The organism is Pseudoalteromonas espejiana DSM 9414 (assembly GCF_002221525.1).
Taxonomy (GTDB): Bacteria; Pseudomonadota; Gammaproteobacteria; order Enterobacterales; family Alteromonadaceae; genus Pseudoalteromonas; species Pseudoalteromonas espejiana.
This window is the reverse complement of sequence record NZ_CP011028.1, coordinates 2,798,188-2,817,898: the sequence shown is the minus strand read 5'-3', so window position 1 is coordinate 2,817,898 and position 19,711 is coordinate 2,798,188. Positions and strand designations below refer to the sequence as shown.

Here is a 19,711-nt window from a genome sequence, read left to right as displayed (position 1 = left end):
TTTATACCAATCCCCAATAATACGGATTGGTATTAATTATTATCGTGGGAGTGCTGTTACTAACCAATATATGAATTAAGAGTTTGTTATAGGTTTATTTATAAATGAAGCTCAAATAACCATATATTACTTAACGGGCAAAGCCGTTTTAATTGCCTTTTACAGCCAGCATAAGCTGAATTCTGTCGCGAACTTTTAATTTACTAAAGATAGAGCTCATATGCTCTTTTATCGTGCGCTCTGTAATGTTTAGCGACTCTGCAGCCTGTTTATTGGTTGCACCAGTGATTACAATATCAACTACTTGGCGCTCTCTTTTAGTTAGGCTTTCAATGTCGCACGCATGAGTGTAATTAATTTGCTGCTGACTCAGCGCACCAACAATATTTGAAAGCAACTGACCGGGTAGCCACAAGCCTCCAGAGCAAATAGTTTCCAGTACTTGCTGAAGTATTACTTTAGATGCAAGTGCCTCTACGTAGCCTCTAGCACCTGCTTGTAGTGCAGCTCGCAACTCTTCAATATCTAAGTTTGTGGTCATTACAATAACGGGAAGGCGTTTTTGGGTGTACTTTTTTACAAGCTCAAGCCAGCCCGGCGTGCCCGCAAGAACCCATATAATACTTGACGCATTAATTTGTTTTGGCTCTTTTGTGCATATTACACACCCTGCAAACGCACTGCTCCAGTGGCTCGATTCAAGTTCTGGGTGCGTAATAAATATACTTTGACGCATTAATTTACTCCAATAAATTCAAGTTTAGCGTTCTGTCATCGCTTGTGATGTTGCTCTAAGTACAGGCTTAAGCAAATATTCTAGTACCGTTTTTTTACCTGTGATGATATCGACTTGAGTAGTCATCCCTGGAATTATAGTTAATTCGTCTGAAAAATTATTTTTAGTGGTTTTTAGTTGTACTAGGTAAAACGTGTTATCTCTATCGTCTGTAATCGTATCTGCACTTATGTGCAGTACTTCGGCTTCTAGTCCGCCATAAACGGCAAAATCGTAGGCACTAAATTTAATCATCGCAGGTTGTCCTGGGCGTAAAAATGCGATGTCTTTAGGTGGTATTTTAGCCTCAACAATAAGTTGGTCGTCCAAAGGGACTATTTCTAGTACATCGCTACCGGGTTGTAAAATACCGCCCACGGTATTTACTAATAAACGCTGTACGGTGCCTTTAACGGGCGACTTGATTTCTGTTTGGGTAACTTTATCGGCAAGGCCTGATTCAGTTTCTTTAATAGACTCTAGCCTAAGTAGTGCCTCCGAAAGCTCGTTGTTCCATCGGTTGATCATGGCAAGCTCTACTTCAGTTACTTTATTTTTGGCCTCGTTTATAGCCGATAAGCTGCGGTTTATTACAGCTTTTGTACGGTTAATTTCACCATTTAAATCGACTATTTCGCGCTCTAATCTAATTATATCTATATCAGATACCGCACCGGTTCTTAACAATGGACGCGTTACTTTTAGCTCGCGATTGGTCAGCCTAAGTGCGCTTGTATGTTGTTGCAGTGCCGCTTTGGCTTCGATGTGATCCTGTCTTCGCTGTTCAAGTTGACGCTTATGAATAGCAACTTGTTGCTCTAGCTCTTGGCGGTTACTTAAGTATATTGAGCGCTCATGAGCAACCGCCTCTGGCACTTCTGTAACGAGTTCGTCCGGGAAGACTAAATCTTGTTTTCGGGTGAGTGCCTGCAGCCTAGCTACCTTTGCTGTGAGTGACTGTACTTTTGATTGGTTTTCTCTAAAGCTTGAGATAAACCGAGTAGGGTCAATTTTTATTAATACATCACCTTCATCAACTATTTGACCTTCTCGTATGTTTATTTTTTCAACCATGCCGCCATCGTACGATTGCACAAGCTGAAGTTTATTTGATGGGATCACTCGCCCTTCTCCCCGAGCGACTTCATCAAGCTGAGCAAAGCCTGCCCAAACAACAAGTGCAATAAAAGCGATACAGATTAAATACAATAAAAAGCGTGCACTGGCAGGCTCTTGCTGCATTTTTTCCCATTGTGCATCTACTACCCAATCTTGCGATTCAGGAGGAGATAACCACCCCTTAAACAGGCGATTAAATACAGATGGCTTGCCTTTTTTTGCTGATTCAATCGCTTTACTTACTGATTCGAAGGATCTTTGTTCAATTGGTTTTTTATTATCGCTCATGATGCTTGCCCCACTGTTTGGTTATTAAGTGCAGCAATTACTTTTTGCTTTGGTCCATCGGCTACTATTTTACCTTTATCGAGCACAATGATGCGATCGACTAAGGCAAGAAGCGATGATCTATGTGTTACAACAATTAAGGTTTTATCTTTAGTGGCACTTTGTAAGTTATTAATAATTGTATTTTCGCTGTTGTGATCGAGCGATGACGTCGGTTCATCAAACAACATAATAGGGGGATCGTTTATTAACGCCCGAGCGATACCTACTGCTTGTTTTTGCCCTCCAGATAAAAGTCTTCCTTGCTCGCCTACTTGTAAATCAAACCCATCAGGGTGAGAGTTTATTAAATCGAATAATTGGCTTTTTTCACAGGCATTGATAATTTGCTCGTCTCTTGCATGCCACGCACTTATGGTTAGGTTGTCTTTTAGGCTGCCATAAAATAGCGCAATATTTTGAGGTACATAACCAATGTTGTGTCTAAGCTCGGCGGGGTCTATTTGTTGAATATTGTTGTTATCAACCATAACTGAGCCAGATGTTGGCTCGTATAAACCTAAAATTAGTTTCTCTAGGGTACTTTTACCAGAACCGTTACGTCCTAAAATAGCGACCTTTTCGCCGGCGTTTATTTTAAAGCTAATATTGTTAAGAGCCGATGGGGAGTCGTCTTCATATTTAAAGCATACATCTTTAAATTCTATTTCACCTTTGAGCACAGGATGACTTAACCAATGCTTATTAGGTGGGCGCTCAACGTCTTTTTCCATAATTTCATTAAGTGACTGCATTGCAATAGCTGAGTGGTGATATTGCGCAAGTACTGATGCACATTGTCCTAATGGACCCATAGCACGAGAAGATAGCAAATAAGCTGCTATTAACCCGCCTTGAGTTAGTTCACCTTCGATCACCAAGTGGACTCCAATGATCATTATAATTACGCCAACACATTGTTGGATCCATGAAGCACTATTTGAAATGGAGCTAGAAATTAATCGGCTTTGCGCGTTAACTTGCGCAATATAAATTGTTGATTTTTCCCATGTTGATTGTGTTTTACATTCACTGTGAAAGCTTTTTACATCTTCGATATTTGTTAAGCTCTCTACCAGTACAGAATTACGCATAGAGCTTGCTTTCATTGTCTGCTCAGAGAGCGCTTCTAGTTTTCGGTGCGCAGCAATGCCATAACATAATAGTATTAATGCACCTGCAATAATGGGCAGGCTTAAAGGCACACCTATAATTGCAATTACAATTAAGTAAATGGCCACAAAAGGTAAGTCGACCAAAGCAACAAGTGTAATAGAGCTAAAAAAGTTACGAACAGCTTCAAAAGATTGAATATTACTAGCAAAAGAACCGGCCGATGAAGGCCTGTTTTTAAGCTTCATTCCTAATACTCGCTCCATTATTACCGCTGAAACTTTAACGTCAATTCTACTTGCAGCAAGCTCTACGAAATAGCTACGTACTAAGCGCAAAACAAAATCTGCAGTTAGTGCTATGATTATGCCTATTGCTAAAACCCATAGTGTTTCGGTGGCGTGATTTGGCACAACTCGGTCATAAACATTCATTACAAATAATGGCATGGCCACAGAGAGAACACCTAACGCAATAGCAGAGATAATTACGTCTTTGTACAACGAACGACACTCTTTAATAACACCCCAAAACCAGCCATCTTTAGAGAGTTTTTCGAGTACCGGAGAGCGCTCATCAAAAATAAACTCAGGGTGAGAATAAATAATTAAGCCTGTAGATTTTTCGGTTAGTTGCTCAAGGTCTTCTTCAACTACGGACTCTGTTAATTCAGGGTAAGTAACTTGGGCCACTTTTTTTTGGTTATCAATTGCATTTATTACGCACGCTTGATTGTTATCTAAAATAATAATAGCGGGGAGTAATGCGGTGTTAATTTGGTTTAAGGGCTTATTTACAACCTTAGATTTAAAACCAACACGTTTGGCGGCACGCGCAAACCCTGAAGGAGTGAGTTTTCCATCTGTAAGAGGGAGGCCGTTTAAAAGGGCCTCCCTTGAAAAATCTTTATCATGAAAGCGACACAGGACTGCTAAGCAGTCTACCAGCGCGCCCCCATGATCAAGTACATCATTTAATTCCATACACCATCCAATGTTAGGTAGAACAATTATATTTTGTGTTTGAAGTACCTCTTAGCTATCGGTAATAACCGCCTCAATTCGACGATTAGCAGCATTGGCACGCACCGAAATTTCATTTACTTTAGGTTGGTCTATTCCATATCCAAACGACGTTACTCGACTGGTTTGAATATCAAATTGCTCAATTAACATTTGTGCGACCGAAAATGCACGCTGCTCTGAGAGTTTTCGGTTATATATTTTGTCTCCATCTAAAGATGCATGACCTTGTATTTCTACTTTTTTATCAGGGTTGTTTTTTAAAAACTCAGCAAGCTTTTCAACTTCGCGTATGTACTCAGGACGCACTTGGCTTGAATCGGCAGCAAACGGAATACCTATTTCAACCGAGTCAGTTGCTTCGCTATATAAAGTACAGCCAGAAAGGTCGACGTTAGTTGCTGCAGGCGTGCTTGGGCAGGTATCTTGCTCATTGGGTACACCGTCGTTGTCATCATCTGCAAAGCTATTAGTTAAGTCTGTTTCTGCAGGCATATCTAAGTACCTAGGCATTGCTGTTACGCTCATGTAAGCATTATCTTGTTTGGCTTTTTTTTCTAAAAATGCTTTGCGTTTAAATGTTGCAGCTACATCGTAGCTAGGGCAGATATTTTGTGCGTCATGCACGATAGGGTCGTCTGTTAACTCTTTTAATGAAGGGTATTTATCAGACATAACGTCAAGCGCTGGCAATAACTTACCCATTTCGCTAAGCATAGTTAATATGGCTGTTTGTCTGTCGTATTGGGCCACAATGTATGAGCGGTTAGACTGAAACGCTTCGTTTTCTGCATCTAATACGTCTAGTAATGTGCGCTGACCAATATCGAACTGATCGCGATAAGCTACTTTTACTCTGTTAGATGAGTTTTTGTAGTTATCTAGGGTAGGGAGTTTTTGCTCAATAATATTCACGTTGTGATAAGCAATTTGTAAACTTTGGCGAATATCAACACAGGCTTGGTCGCGCTGGTATTTAGCTATATTTACATCTTGGTAGGCTTGTTCAAGGTTAGCACTGTCTAATCCACCATTGTAAAGGTTGTAAGTTAAATCAATACCTACTCGTGCTTCTGTTCTGGTTTCGTTTAAGCCCAGCTCGTCTCTGTCTTGGCTGCCATAGCGGGCAGATAAATCAACGTTTGGATGAAACGCTGCTTTTTGTGCTTCAGCGTTCGCTTTTTGTGCTTCTATGTTATAAAGCGAAGCGTAAAACTCAGGGCTGTTTTTATAGGCAATATCTAATGCCTGATTAATTGAAATAGGCACATTTTGCTCATCTAACTTTGCTTGCTTAATATCGCTTACTGGGAGTTCTCCAACTACACGTAAATAGCGCGCTGTTACATCGTGAAGGTTTGCATACTCTGTAAGTACATTTGATTGCGCCAAAGATAAACGCCCGCTAATTTGCTCTAAATCTGCAGCTCGGGCAACACCGGCCCCAACACTTTGTTCTATTTGTTGGTATACCGACTCGTGCTCTTGCAAGTTTTCTTCGGCAAGTATTACAAGCTCTTTAAATTTTTGTACGTCTAAAAAAGCAACTGAGGCTTCGAGTGCTGTTTGTTCTGTTTGCGACATCAGCTCAAAGTATCTAATAAGTTGAATTCTTTCAAAACGTTCAACAGTGTTTGAGGTTCTAAAACCATCGTAAAGCATTTGCGTAACGCTTAGCTCTGCCGTGTTACGGTTGTACTCTTTTTCTATGCCGTAGTTACGTCGCTCATATCCAGCACTTGCAGATACATCAACACTGGGTAAGTAACCTGAGCGAGCAGCATCAACGCCATAAATTGACGACTTAAATGCATGCCATGCTTCTTGCACCTCCGGATTATTTTCAATAGCTTTACTCGAAACGTAAGTAAGTGGTGCTACCGAATTGTTATCCGCTAGTACAACATTAGGAACACTAAGCGCACTTAGCGTTAAACCTATAAGCAGCGTGCCTTTTCGCTTTAGCAAAGTATTTTTTGTAATCATTTCTTCCTCTTAGAGTGTCTTTGGCTATCAATACCTACATATGGTTTAGTCAAAAAATCCCGTTTTCGCAAATAATCGTTTTGGCTAGCATAAAATAATTTTTCTACCACTTTTTTATTTTAGCGATTTTATAAAAACTGTACCTGAGTACAGTATCTAATGTGCTTTGTTGTTCTACATTTAAATTAATAGTTTGTTAATTTTTATGTTTGAGGAAAGTACAATGGAATCTAATCAATTATTAGTTATTGACCTAAAAGGTTCTGCAGGTGTTGTTTTAGAAGACGGCACAATTAAACCACTTGAGGTGGGCGATACTATTTCTGTTGGCGATTTAGTAGTAACAGCCGACAATTCATCGTTAATGATTGATGTGCAAGGCGAGACACTTTCAATCCCTGCTAATCAAAATGTAAAAATTACGCCAGATTTAATAGCTAAAGAAGCACGAGAAAGCAGCGAAACCACTGTATTTGATGACAGCCTTGATGCAGCAATAGCGAGCTTAGAGCAAGGTGATAATAACGAAGGTCAAACAGCTGCAAATGCTGATGTAACCGACTTTTTAGATGCCCTAGAGGGCGATGGTGACATTTTAGATAACTTAGAAGCAACGGCTGCCGGCGGCGGTGGTGCTGCGGGTTCTGGCGGTGGTAATTCTTTTGTACAGCTCACTCGTATTTCTGAAAGTGTTGACCCTAACAGTGTGGCGTTTGATTCTAGCTTTGACCCTAATTCAACCGAGGCATTTAATTTACGAGACACTTCAGATGGGATTGTGCCTGATGATAGCACTGCGTCTATATCATTAAATGAATTAGGAATAACTAACTCATCTCAACCTACTATTAGCGGTACTAGTGAAAACCTTATCGGTGAAACTGTTAATATAACGGTGACAGATGAAGATGGTAACTCGCAAGTAGTTACTGCGGTTATTGGTCCCGATGGCACATTTGAAATCACACTACCAAACCCAATAGCTGATGGCCCAGTTGATGTTGTTGTTGAGGCAGTAGACCCTGATGGTAATGCGTTTAACGATGCTATTTCTATTGAAATTGATACCACAGCACCTGTTATTAATATTGACCCAGTTGCTGACTCTGCATCGCAAACGGTTACGGTAACAGGCTCTGTTGCGGGTTTAAATACCGGTGATAATGTATCTGTAACGCTTACAGATAGTACGGGTACTCAGCAAACAGTTGTTACGCAAGTAGATGCACAAGGCAATTGGAGCATTACAACCACGTCGCCATTAGCAGAGGGCGAGTTTAGTGTAAATGCTGTAGCAGTAGATGCCGCTGGTAACCAAGCGATAGACCAAGCTATTGCAAGTGTTGACCTAACAGCGCCTGAAATTAGTGTAACGGTTGCAGGAGAGACGAATAATGCAACGCCTCCTTTAACCGGTACAACCAGTGGCGTACCGCAAGGCACAGAGGTAACAATAACGGTTACTAATAGCGTAGGAGATGTACAGCTGTTAACTGCTGTTACCGCTGAAGATGGAAGCTGGTCGGTGGATGTTGGAACTGCATTACCTGAGGGCGATTTTACGGTAGATGCGCAAGTAAGTGATAGTGTAGGAAATCAGGCACTAGCAAGTGATGCTGGTATTATAGATTTAACCGCACCTATTGTTGAAATTAATGCCATTGCAGATACGCAAGATACAACACCTGTAATTACAGGTTCAGTACAAGATATGCCAGCAGGCTCAGTAATTACCGTAGTTATTACTGATGTTAATGGTCAAACCCAAACGCTTTTAACACAAACTAACGATGACGGTAGTTGGTCTGTCAGTGTATCGACGCCTTTAGCGCAAGGTGAGTTTGATGTAAACGCAACGGTTACTGACAATGCGGGTAACCAAGCGCAAGCTATTGAACAAGGTTTAGTTGACCTAACAAGCCCTGAAATCACGGTTACAGCAATTGCTGATACTAACGATGCTACTCCAACTTTTGTTGGGCGTGTTGATGGTGCGCCAGAGGGTTCAGTAATCACTGTTTTAGTAACAGACAGTGACGGTAATCTACAAACATTGACCACAACACTTGAAGCCGATGGCACATGGAGTGTTGAATCACCCAGTGCCATTCCTGGTGGCGACTTTAATGTTACAGCTACGGTTAGCGACCCTGCGGGTAATGAAGCATCAGCACAAACAAGTGGTGAAGTGACCTTTGCGCCTATCTCAATTCAAATAAACTCGATTGCAGATACAAACGATACCACGCCATTTTTAAGTGGTAATACCGGTAACGTACCTGCAGGCGCCACCATTACATTAACTATTACAGCAAGTGATGGCAGCACATTTACTTTATTAGCGGTAACTCAAGACGATGGCTCGTGGACTGCGCAGGTTACGCAGCCGCTACCAGAAGGTGATTTTACCGTTGTTGCTGCAGTAATTGATGACTCAGGTAATGAAGCACAAGCAAGTACAGTTGGTAATGTAGATTTAACAGTAAGTATTAACTTTATAATTGATACAAACGATACCACACCAACAATTAGCGGTTCTACACAAGATGTAGATGCCGGGGCGGTAGTTACCGTTACCTTTACAGGCAGCGATGGCGCAACAGAAACCGTACAAGTAACAACTAATGCAGATGGAACCTGGTCAATAGAAGCAACCGATGAGCTGGTGGAAGGGCAGTTTACTGTGGTTGCAACGGTTACTGACGCGGCCGGTAATACGGCTTCTGCAAGCGAAGTTGGCGAAATAGATTTAACTGATCCTGCAATTACTATTAATCCTATTGAAGATACAAACGACACAACACCAAGTGTTACTGGCAGTGTAGTGGATGTACCACAAGGTACAGAAGTAACACTGGTAATTACCGATAGTAACGGTAATCAACAAACAATTACCGCAGTGACTAATGCTGATGGAAGCTATAGTGCCGATATTGTAAACGAGCTTAGTGAAGGCGATTTTACAGTAACTGCAAGTGTGAGTGATGAAGCAGGTAATAGCAGTACTGCAACTGTTACAGGCACCGTTGATTTAACACCGCCTAGCGTTACCATAGATACTTTAGGCGATAGCAACGATACAACGCCTGCTATTTCAGGTTCAACCCAAGGGTTATCTGCTGGCAGTGTAGTGACTGTAATTGTTACCGATAGTGCAGGTGCTGAACAACAGTTTGTAACTGCAATAAATGGCGATGGCACATGGAATATTGATGTGCCACAAGCGCTGGCTGAAGGTGAGTTTACTGTTGTAGCAAATGTGAGTGATAGCGCGGGTAATACTGCACAAGATTCTCAAGCGGGTAATATTGACCTTACGGCTCCAACAATTAGTGTTAATCCATTTACAGATTCTAACGACACGACCCCTAGCTTTAGTGGCACAACAAGCGATGTTGAGCCAGGAAGTTTGATCACCGTATTAGTGACAGATTCAAACGGCGATTCACAAACATTAACTGCAGTTGTTGCACAAGATGGCTCTTGGCAAGTAGGCGCAACGGATGCAATTGCTGAAGGTGAGTTTACTATTACAGCCACGGCAACTGACTCAGCAGGTAATGAAGCATCGGCTTCAACTACAGGCATTATTGATACTGCCGCGCCAACGGTTACTGTTGATCCTGTAGGCAACACTAACGATACAACACCTACTATTTCAGGCACCGCAACGGGTGAGCCAGAAGGCACCGTTGTTACCATTACAGTCACCGATGAAGCGGGTAACCCACAAATCATCACTACCGAAGTGCAAGCTGACGGCACCTTTAGCGTGGATGTACCCAATGAATTAAGTGAAGGTGAATTTACTGTTGAAGTATCGGTTACCGATACTGCGGGTAATGAAACCACCGAAACCACAACCGGTGAAGTAGATACGGCTGCGCCATCAGTCATAATCGACCCTGTAGGCGATATTAACGACACCACACCCACAATTTCAGGCACCGCAACGGGTGAGCCAGAGGGCACCGTTGTTACTATTACGGTTACTGATGAAGCGGGTAATCCACAAATCATCACTACCGAAGTGCAAGCCGATGGCACCTTTAGCGTGGATGTACCCAATGAATTAAGTGAAGGTGAATTTACTGTTGAAGTATCGGTTACCGATACTGCGGGTAATGAAACCACAGCAACCACAACCGGTGAAGTGGATACGGCCGCGCCATCAGTGATAATCGACCCTGTGGGCGATACTAACGACACCACACCCACAATTTCAGGCACCGCAACGGGCGAGCCAGAGGGCACCGTTGTTACTATTACGGTTACTGATGAAGCGGGTAACCCGCAAATTATCACTACCGAAGTGCAAGCTGATGGCACCTTTAGTGTGGATGTACCGAATGAATTAAGTGAAGGTGAATTCACCGTTGAAGTATCGGTTACCGATACTGCGGGTAATGAAACCACCGCATTACCGATGCAGCAGGCAATACCGGGGGCGCCGTGCAAGTGGGCACCCTTGATACCTTAGCACCAACACTTGTGCTTGATACCGTAGGCGCGACCAACGACAGCACCCCGACAATCAGCGGAAGCAGCAATGCGCCAGCGGGCACGGTGATTAGTATCAGCGTCAGCGATGGCACCACAACCGAAACCTTCACCGCCACAGTACAAGCTGATGGCAGCTGGTCAGCGGATGTACCGAACGCTTTAAGCGATGGTGAGCTCACCATTGAAGCAAGCGTGAGCGACAGCGCTGGTAACACCACCACATTAAGTGAAACCGCGACACTGAATACCACTGCGCCAAGTATTAGCATTAATGCCTTGGTGGATACCAACGACACCACGCCAACCATTAACGGGACAAGCGATGCAGCCGATGGCACCACCATTAGCTTAACGTTTGTAGACAGTGCAGGAAATATTACGACTGTTGATACGACCGTAACGGGTGGTGTATGGAGTGTTGATGCCCCGAGTGATTTAGCTGAAGGCGAATACACGGTCACCGCCGAAGTAGGCGATGGCCTAGGGAATATTGGCAGCGCGAGCGAAACCGGTGAGATTGACTTAACCGCACCAAGCCTTGCTATTACAGATAACGGCGTGGGGAATGACACAACACCGACTATCTCGGGCACAAGCGATGCACCACAAGGCAGCGAAGTCACAATTGTTGTGACAGACAGTGCCGGTGCAGCGCAAACCATTACCGCCACAGTGGGCGCAAGTGGCACGTGGTCAGTGCCTGTTACAACAGCCCTTGCTGAAGGTAGTTATACAGTAAGTGCAAGCGTAAGCGATGCCGCTGGCAATGAAGCAACAGCAACTGGCTCAGGGGAAGTGGACACCATTGCCCCAACGCTTGAGCTAACCAGCCCAGGTTCAAGTAACGACGTCACCCCAACCTTAAGTGGCACCAGTGATGCGGTAGAAGGCACCGTGATCACCTTTACTGTTACAGATGATTTAGGAGTCGAGCAAACCTTTACCACCACCGTGGATGTCAGCGGCAACTTCTCAGTCGAAGTGCCAAACGCATTGGCCGAAGGCCCTTACAGCATCGAAGCGACTATTAGCGATGCAGCGGGCAACAGCAACGATATTACCGCCAGCGGTAACATTGATACCACCGCGCCCAGTGTGAGTGTGGATGCGCCAATACTCACTAACGACAGCACCCCAACGGTGACAGGCACCAGTGATGCACCAAACAGCACCCTCACCGTTACCTTTACGGATGCGGCCAATGCAGTTCAAACCATTGATGTACAAACCGATATCAACGGTAACTGGAGTGCCACCCCAGCGACAGACTTAGCAGAAGGGAACTACAGTGTTAGCGCCAGTATCACCGATGCGGCGGGCAACACCGGCATAGGCAGCGATACGGGCGAAGTGGATGTAACGCCACCGGCGCTTGCCTTTACACCGACCTTACCCTCACCGTTACCTTTACGGATGCGGCCAACGCAGTTCAAACCATTGATGTGCAAACCGATATCAACGGTAACTGGAGTGCCACTCCAGCGACAGACTTAGCAGAAGGGAACTACAGTGTTAGCGCCAGCATTACCGATGCAGCGGGCAACACCGGGACAGGCAGTGATACAGGCGAAGTGGATGTAACGCCACCGGCGCTTGCCTTTACGCCGACCTTTGAGCTTGGTTTATTAGTTACCTTAAGTGGTACCTCTGACTTGCCAGCAGGCAGTGAAATCACCATTACCGAGCAACTGGTTGGCGGTGGCATTGGTGCCACCTACACCACCACAACTGATGCCGATGGTAATTGGTCACTTATTGGCTTAGATATTTCTTTGCTGGATGTGGGCTCTGTGATACCATTACCGAGCAACTGGTTGGCGGTGGCATTGGTGCCACCTACACCACCACAACTGATGCCGATGGTAATTGGTCTCTTATTGGCTTAGATATTTCATTACTGGATGTGGGCTCCGTGATCGCCACAGCCACCGATGCAGCGGGTAACCCTGTGGGCGATACTAACGACACCACACCCACAATTTCAGGCACCGCAACGGGCGAGCCAGAAGGCACCGTTGTTACCATTACAGTTACTGATGAAGCGGGTAACCCACAAATAATCACTACCGAAGTGCAAGCCGATGGCACCTTTAGTGTGGATGTACCTAACGAATTAAGCGAAGGCGAATTCACGGTTGAGGTATCGGTTACCGATACTGCGGGCAATGAAACCACCGAAACCACAACAGGTGAAGTAGATACGGCTGCGCCATCAGTAATAATAGACCCTGTAGGCGATATTAACGACACCACGCCTACAATTTCAGGCACCGCAACGGGCGAGCCAGAGGGCACCGTTGTTACAATTACCGTGACTGATGAAGCGGGTAACCCACAAATTATCACCACTGAAGTGCAAGCCGATGGCACCTTTAGCGTGGATGTGCCTAATGAATTAAGTGAAGGTGAATTCACCGTTGAGGTATCGGTTACCGATACCGCGGGAAATGAAACCACAGCAACCACAACCGGCGAAGTAGATACGGCTGCACCATCAGTAATAATCGACCCTGTGGGCGATACTAACGACACCACACCGACAGTTTCAGGCACCGCAACGGGCGAACCAGAAGGCACCGTTGTTACCATTACAGTTACGGATGAAGCGGGTAACCCACAAATCATCACCACTGAAGTGCAAGCCGATGGCACCTTTAGTGTGGATGTACCCAATGAATTAAGTGAAGGCGAATTTACGGTTGAGGTATCGGTGACCGATACTGCGGGCAATGAAACAACAGCAACTACAACCGGTGAAGTTGATACCACGGCGCCAATAGTAACTATTAACGCGTTAGGTGATACGAGTGATACAACACCTACTATTTCAGGTACGGTTAGCGGTGAGCCTGCTGGTTCAACTATTACTTTAACTGTGACTGATGCTAATGGTGCTGTTCAAACTATTACGGCACAAGTAATTGCAGATGGAAGTTGGACAGTTGAAGTGCCTGTGGCTTTAGCTGAAGGGAGCTACTCTGTAGATGCAAGTATTATTGATAGCGCTGGTAATGAAGGCACTGCAAATGCTTCAGGTACAATTGATACAAGCGCGTTGACTATAACCATTGATGTTATTGGTGAAACTAACGACCAAACACCTCAAATAAATGGTGATACTTTTAATGCACAAGCCGGCTCATCGGTTGAAGTTCAGATCACTGACTCTGCGGGTGCAGTAATCACTTTAACGACAACTGTTGATGAAAACGGGCTATGGAGTGTTACTCCGCCTGCCGATTTGGCTGAGGGCACCATTTTAATTAGTGCAACAGTAACAGATCTAGGTGGTGGAAGCGCAAATGCAGAGCTTGATGCTGTAATTGATATTACGCCTCCAACCATACAAGTCAATGAATTAGAAACAAGTAATGATACAACACCGGTTATTTCTGGTAACACAACAGGCGTAGTTTCAGGCACAGTTATAAGTTTAACGGTTACTGACTCTCAAGGAGTTGTCCGCTCATTTAGCGCAACAACAGATGTCGATGGTAATTGGAGTGTTGAGCTTTCTCAAGAGCTGGCCTCGGGAGATTACTCTGTAGAAGCTGAAGTGTCTGATGCTGCAGGAAATAGCGCTTCAACTACGGCTACCGGCAACATAGATACATCAGGTCCTAGCTTAACCGTTGACTTTGAAGCTATAACCAACGACTCAACGCCTACTATTTCAGGTACTAGTGATGCAGACGTTGGTACCAGTATCACGGTTGTTATTACAGATGAAAATGGATTAGAACAAACACTTACCACCACAGTAGATGCAAATGGTAACTGGGAAGTAACGCCACAAACAGATTTAAATGAAGGTGATAACACCATAGAAGTAAGTGTGTCTGATGAAGCCGGTAATACAACAACAGTTACAGATACAATTACGTTAGACACGCAAGCACCCACATTAACCATACAAACCGTGGGCGATGTAAACGACCTAACACCGACCTTGCAAGGCACCAGTAACGAAATTGGCGGCACGGTCACACTCACCGTCACCGACAGCGACGGCGCCGTGCAAACCATTACCACGACTGTTGGTAGTGATGGCCACTGGGACATTGAAGTGCCAAGTGCGCTCGCACAAGGTGACTTTACTGTGAGCGCCAGTATTACCGATGCCGCGGGCAATGACACCACTGCAAACAGCAGCGGTAATGTAGATACCATCACCCCGATTGTGAGCGTGGATGCACTGGGCCTTGGCAACGACAGTACGCCAGTTATTAGTGGTACCTCAACAGAGCCTGAAGGCACCGTTGTAAACATTGTCATCACCGACAGTAATGGCGATGAAACACCGATTACCGCCACCGTCGATGCCGACGGCAACTGGCAAGCAACCAGCCCTGAATTACCAGACGGCAGTTACAGTGTGCAAGCCAGCATTACCGATGCAGCAGGCAATACCGGGGGCGCCGTGCAAGTGGGCACCCTTGATACCTTAGCACCAACACTTGTGCTTGATACCGTAGGCGCGACCAACGACAGCACCCCGACAATCAGCGGAAGCAGCAATGCGCCAGCGGGCACGGTGATTAGTATCAGCGTCAGCGATGGCACCACAACCGAAACCTTCACCGCCACAGTACAAGCTGATGGCAGCTGGTCAGCGGATGTACCGAACGCTTTAAGCGATGGTGAGCTCACCATTGAAGCAAGCGTGAGCGACAGCGCTGGTAACACCACCACATTAAGTGAAACCGCGACACTGAATACCACTGCGCCAAGTATTAGCATTAATGCCTTGGTGGATACCAACGACACCACGCCAACCATTAACGGGACAAGCGATGCAGCCGATGGCACCACCATTAGCTTAACGTTTGTAGACAGTGCAGGAAATATTACGACTGTTGATACGACCGTAACGGGTGGTGTATGGAGTGTTGATGCCCCGAGTGATTTAGCTGAAGGCGAATACACGGTCACCGCCGAAGTAGGCGATGGCCTAGGGAATATTGGCAGCGCGAGCGAAACCGGTGAGATTGACTTAACCGCACCAAGCCTTGCTATTACAGATAACGGCGTGGGGAATGACACAACACCGACTATCTCGGGCACAAGCGATGCACCACAAGGCAGCGAAGTCACAATTGTTGTGACAGACAGTGCCGGTGCAGCGCAAACCATTACCGCCACAGTGGGCGCAAGTGGCACGTGGTCAGTGCCTGTTACAACAGCCCTTGCTGAAGGTAGTTATACAGTAAGTGCAAGCGTAAGCGATGCCGCTGGCAATGAAGCAACAGCAACTGGCTCAGGGGAAGTGGACACCATTGCCCCAACGCTTGAGCTAACCAGCCCAGGTTCAAGTAACGACGTCACCCCAACCTTAAGTGGCACCAGTGATGCGGTAGAAGGCACCGTGATCACCTTTACTGTTACAGATGATTTAGGAGTCGAGCAAACCTTTACCACCACCGTGGATGTCAGCGGCAACTTCTCAGTCGAAGTGCCAAACGCATTGGCCGAAGGCCCTTACAGCATCGAAGCGACTATTAGCGATGCAGCGGGCAACAGCAACGATATTACCGCCAGCGGTAACATTGATACCACCGCGCCCAGTGTGAGTGTGGATGCGCCAATACTCACTAACGACAGCACCCCAACGGTGACAGGCACCAGTGATGCACCAAACAGCACCCTCACCGTTACCTTTACGGATGCGGCCAACGCAGTTCAAACCATTGATGTGCAAACCGATATCAACGGTAACTGGAGTGCCACTCCAGCGACAGACTTAGCAGAAGGGAACTACAGTGTTAGCGCCAGTATCACCGATGCGGCGGGCAACACCGGCATAGGCAGCGATACGGGCGAAGTGGATGTAACGCCACCGGCGCTTGCCTTTACGCCGACCTTTGAGCTTGGTTTATTAGTTACCTTAAGTGGTACCTCTGACTTGCCAGCAGGCAGTGAAATCACCATTACCGAGCAACTGGTTGGCGGTGGTATTGGTGCCACCTACACCACCACAACTGATGCCGATGGTAATTGGTCACTTATTGGCTTAGATATTTCTTTGCTGGATGTGGGCTCTGTGATCGCCACAGCCACCGATGCAGCGGGTAATACACGCACAATAAGCTCAGATGACTTTGATAACACCCCACCAACGCTGACGGTTGAGGTTGACGCACAAAGCGACAGCAACACCCCTGTTATTAGTGGCACAAGTGATGCGGGCGAAGGCGCACAAGTAACCATTGTGGTGACCGACAGCGATGGCAACCTACAAACCATCACTGCGCTTGTGGATGCAAATGGTGATTGGAGTGCGACACCAAGTACACCACTCAGCGAAGGGGAAAGCACCATTGAAGTGAGCGTACGCGACAGCGTGGGCAACGAAACCACTGTGAGTGAAACCACCATTATCGACACGCAAGCACCAACGCTTACGATACAAAATGTAGGTGATGTAAACGACTTAACACCAATACTGCAAGGCACCAGTAACGAAATTGGTGGCACGGTCACACTCACCGTCACCGACAGCGACGGCGCCGTGCAAACCATCACTACCACCGTTGGCAGTGATGGCCACTGGGACATTGAAGTGCCAAGTGCGCTCGCACAAGGTGACTTTACTGTGAGCGCCAGTATTACCGATGCCGCAGGCAATGACACCACCGCAAACAGCAGCGGTAATGTAGATACCATCACCCCGATTGTGAGCGTGGATGCACTGGGCCTTGGCAACGACAGTACGCCAGTTATTAGTGGTACCTCAACAGAGCCTGAAGGCACCGTTGTAAACATTGTCATCACCGACAGTAATGGCGATGAAACACCGATTACCGCCACCGTCGATGCCGACGGCAACTGGCAAGCAACCAGCCCTGAATTACCAGACGGCAGTTACAGTGTGCAAGCCAGCATTACCGATGCAGCAGGCAATACCGGGGGCGCCGTGCAAGTGGGCACCCTTGATACCTTAGCACCAACACTTGTGCTTGATACCGTAGGCGCGACCAACGACAGCACCCCGACAATCAGCGGAAGCAGCAATGCGCCAGCGGGCACGGTGATTAGTATCAGCGTCAGCGATGGCACCACAACCGAAACCTTCACCGCCACAGTACAAGCTGATGGCAGCTGGTCAGCGGATGTACCGAACGCTTTAAGCGATGGTGAGCTCACCATTGAAGCAAGCGTGAGCGACAGCGCTGGTAACACCACCACATTAAGTGAAACCGCGACACTGAATACCACTGCGCCAAGTATTAGCATTAATGCCTTGGTGGATACCAACGACACCACGCCAACCATTAACGGGACAAGCGATGCAGCCGATGGCACCACCATTAGCTTAACGTTTGTAGACAGTGCAGGAAATATTACGACTGTTGATACGACCGTAACGGGTGGTGTATGGAGTGTTGATGCCCCGAGTGATTTAGCTGAAGGCGAATACACGGTCACCGCCGAAGTAGGCGATGGCCTAGGGAATATTGGCAGCGCGAGCGAAACCGGTGAGATTGACTTAACCGCACCAAGCCTTGCTATTACAGATAACGGCGTGGGGAATGACACAACACCGACTATCTCGGGCACAAGCGATGCACCACAAGGCAGCGAAGTCACAATTGTTGTGACAGACAGTGCCGGTGCAGCGCAAACCATTACCGCCACAGTGGGCGCAAGTGGCACGTGGTCAGTGCCTGTTACAACAGCCCTTGCTGAAGGTAGTTATACAGTAAGTGCAAGCGTAAGCGATGCCGCTGGCAATGAAGCAACAGCAACTGGCTCAGGGGAAGTGGACACCATTGCCCCAACGCTTGAGCTAACCAGCCCAGGTTCAAGTAACGACGTCACCCCAACCTTAAGTGGCACCAGTGATGCGGTAGAAGGCACCGTGATCACCTTTACTGTTACAGATGATTTAGGAGTCGAGCAAACCTTTACCACCACCGTGGATGTCAGCGGCAACTTCTCAGTCGAAGTGCCAAACGCATTGGCCGAAGGCCCTTACAGCATCGAAGCGACTATTAGCGATGCAGCGGGCAACAGCAACGATATTACCGCCAGCGGTAACATTGATACCACCGCGCCCAGTGTGAGTGTGGATGCGCCAATACTCACTAACGACAGCACCCCAACGGTGACAGGCACCAGTGATGCACCAAACAGCACCCTCACCGTTACCTTTACGGATGCGGCCAACGCAGTTCAAACCATTGATGTGCAAACCGATATCAACGGTAACTGGAGTGCCACTCCAGCGACAGACTTAGCAGAAGGGAACTACAGTGTTAGCGCCAGTATCACCGATGCGGCGGGCAACACCGGCATAGGCAGCGATACGGGCGAAGTGGATGTAACGCCACCGGCGCTTGCCTTTACGCCGACCTTTGAGCTTGGTTTATTAGTTACCTTAAGTGGTACCTCTGACTTGCCAGCAGGCAGTGAAATCACCATTACCGAGCAACTGGTTGGCGGTGGTATTGGTGCCACCTACACCACCACAACTGATGCCGATGGTAATTGGTCACTTATTGGCTTAGATATTTCTTTGCTGGATGTGGGCTCTGTGATCGCCACAGCCACCGATGCAGCGGGTAATACACGCACAATAAGCTCAGATGACTTTGATAACACCCCACCAACGCTGACGGTTGAGGTTGACGCACAAAGCGACAGCAACACCCCTGTTATTAGTGGCACAAGTGATGCGGGCGAAGGCGCACAAGTAACCATTGTGGTGACCGACAGCGATGGCAACCTACAAACCATCACTGCGCTTGTGGATGCAAATGGTGATTGGAGTGCGACACCAAGTACACCACTCAGCGAAGGGGAAAGCACCATTGAAGTGAGCGTACGCGACAGCGTGGGCAACGAAACCACTGTGAGTGAAACCACC

General features: G+C 46.6%; 8 protein-coding genes (1 of these 8 cut by a window edge). 4 read left to right on the top strand and 4 right to left on the bottom strand.

Annotated features, from left to right (window positions below; genetic code table 11):
- Window positions 1–148 precede the first annotated feature (148 nt).
- The 4 genes from PESP_RS12755 to PESP_RS12740 are packed head-to-tail and all read right to left on the bottom strand — an operon-like array spanning window position 149 to window position 6,342.
- Window positions 149–736, bottom strand: coding sequence for a LuxR C-terminal-related transcriptional regulator (locus tag PESP_RS12755; protein WP_089348354.1), 588 nt, complete (start codon window positions 734–736; stop codon window positions 149–151).
- A gap of 24 nt (window positions 737–760) precedes the next feature.
- Complete coding sequence (locus PESP_RS12750) at window positions 761–2,182, bottom strand: HlyD family type I secretion periplasmic adaptor subunit (protein ID WP_089348353.1); 1,422 nt, start codon at window positions 2,180–2,182, stop codon at window positions 761–763.
- Window positions 2,179–4,317 (bottom strand): type I secretion system permease/ATPase, encoded by a 2,139-nt coding sequence (locus tag PESP_RS12745; protein WP_089348352.1) that lies wholly within the window; start codon window positions 4,315–4,317, stop codon window positions 2,179–2,181. Before PESP_RS12745 ends, PESP_RS12750 begins: the two co-directional genes overlap by 4 nt.
- 51 nt (window positions 4,318–4,368) lie before the next feature.
- Window positions 4,369–6,342, bottom strand: coding sequence for a TolC family outer membrane protein (locus PESP_RS12740; protein WP_089348351.1), 1,974 nt, complete (start codon window positions 6,340–6,342; stop codon window positions 4,369–4,371).
- A gap of 223 nt (window positions 6,343–6,565) precedes the next feature.
- Between PESP_RS12740 and PESP_RS12735 the strand changes: the two genes are divergently transcribed.
- The 4 genes in view from PESP_RS12735 to PESP_RS12720 are tightly spaced (at most 17 nt apart) and all read left to right on the top strand, a layout consistent with a single transcriptional unit that may run on beyond the window.
- Window positions 6,566–10,822, top strand: coding sequence for a beta strand repeat-containing protein (locus PESP_RS12735; RefSeq protein WP_164504426.1), 4,257 nt, complete (start codon window positions 6,566–6,568; stop codon window positions 10,820–10,822).
- Window positions 10,795–12,339 (top strand): Ig-like domain-containing protein, encoded by a 1,545-nt coding sequence (locus PESP_RS12730; protein WP_125939512.1) that lies wholly within the window; start codon window positions 10,795–10,797, stop codon window positions 12,337–12,339. The genes PESP_RS12735 and PESP_RS12730 overlap by 28 nt, the downstream gene beginning before the upstream one ends.
- A complete protein-coding gene (locus PESP_RS20615; protein ID WP_245852070.1) occupies window positions 12,288–12,731 on the top strand; it encodes an Ig-like domain-containing protein in 444 nt (147 codons plus the stop codon). The genes PESP_RS12730 and PESP_RS20615 overlap by 52 nt, the downstream gene beginning before the upstream one ends.
- 17 nt (window positions 12,732–12,748) lie before the next feature.
- Window positions 12,749–19,711, top strand: the start of a protein-coding gene (locus PESP_RS12720) for an Ig-like domain-containing protein (RefSeq protein WP_342744497.1). The gene runs 20,097 nt beyond the window's last position; 6,963 of the gene's 27,060 nt are visible here — the first part of the coding sequence; it begins with the start codon at window positions 12,749–12,751; its stop codon lies beyond the right edge, outside the window.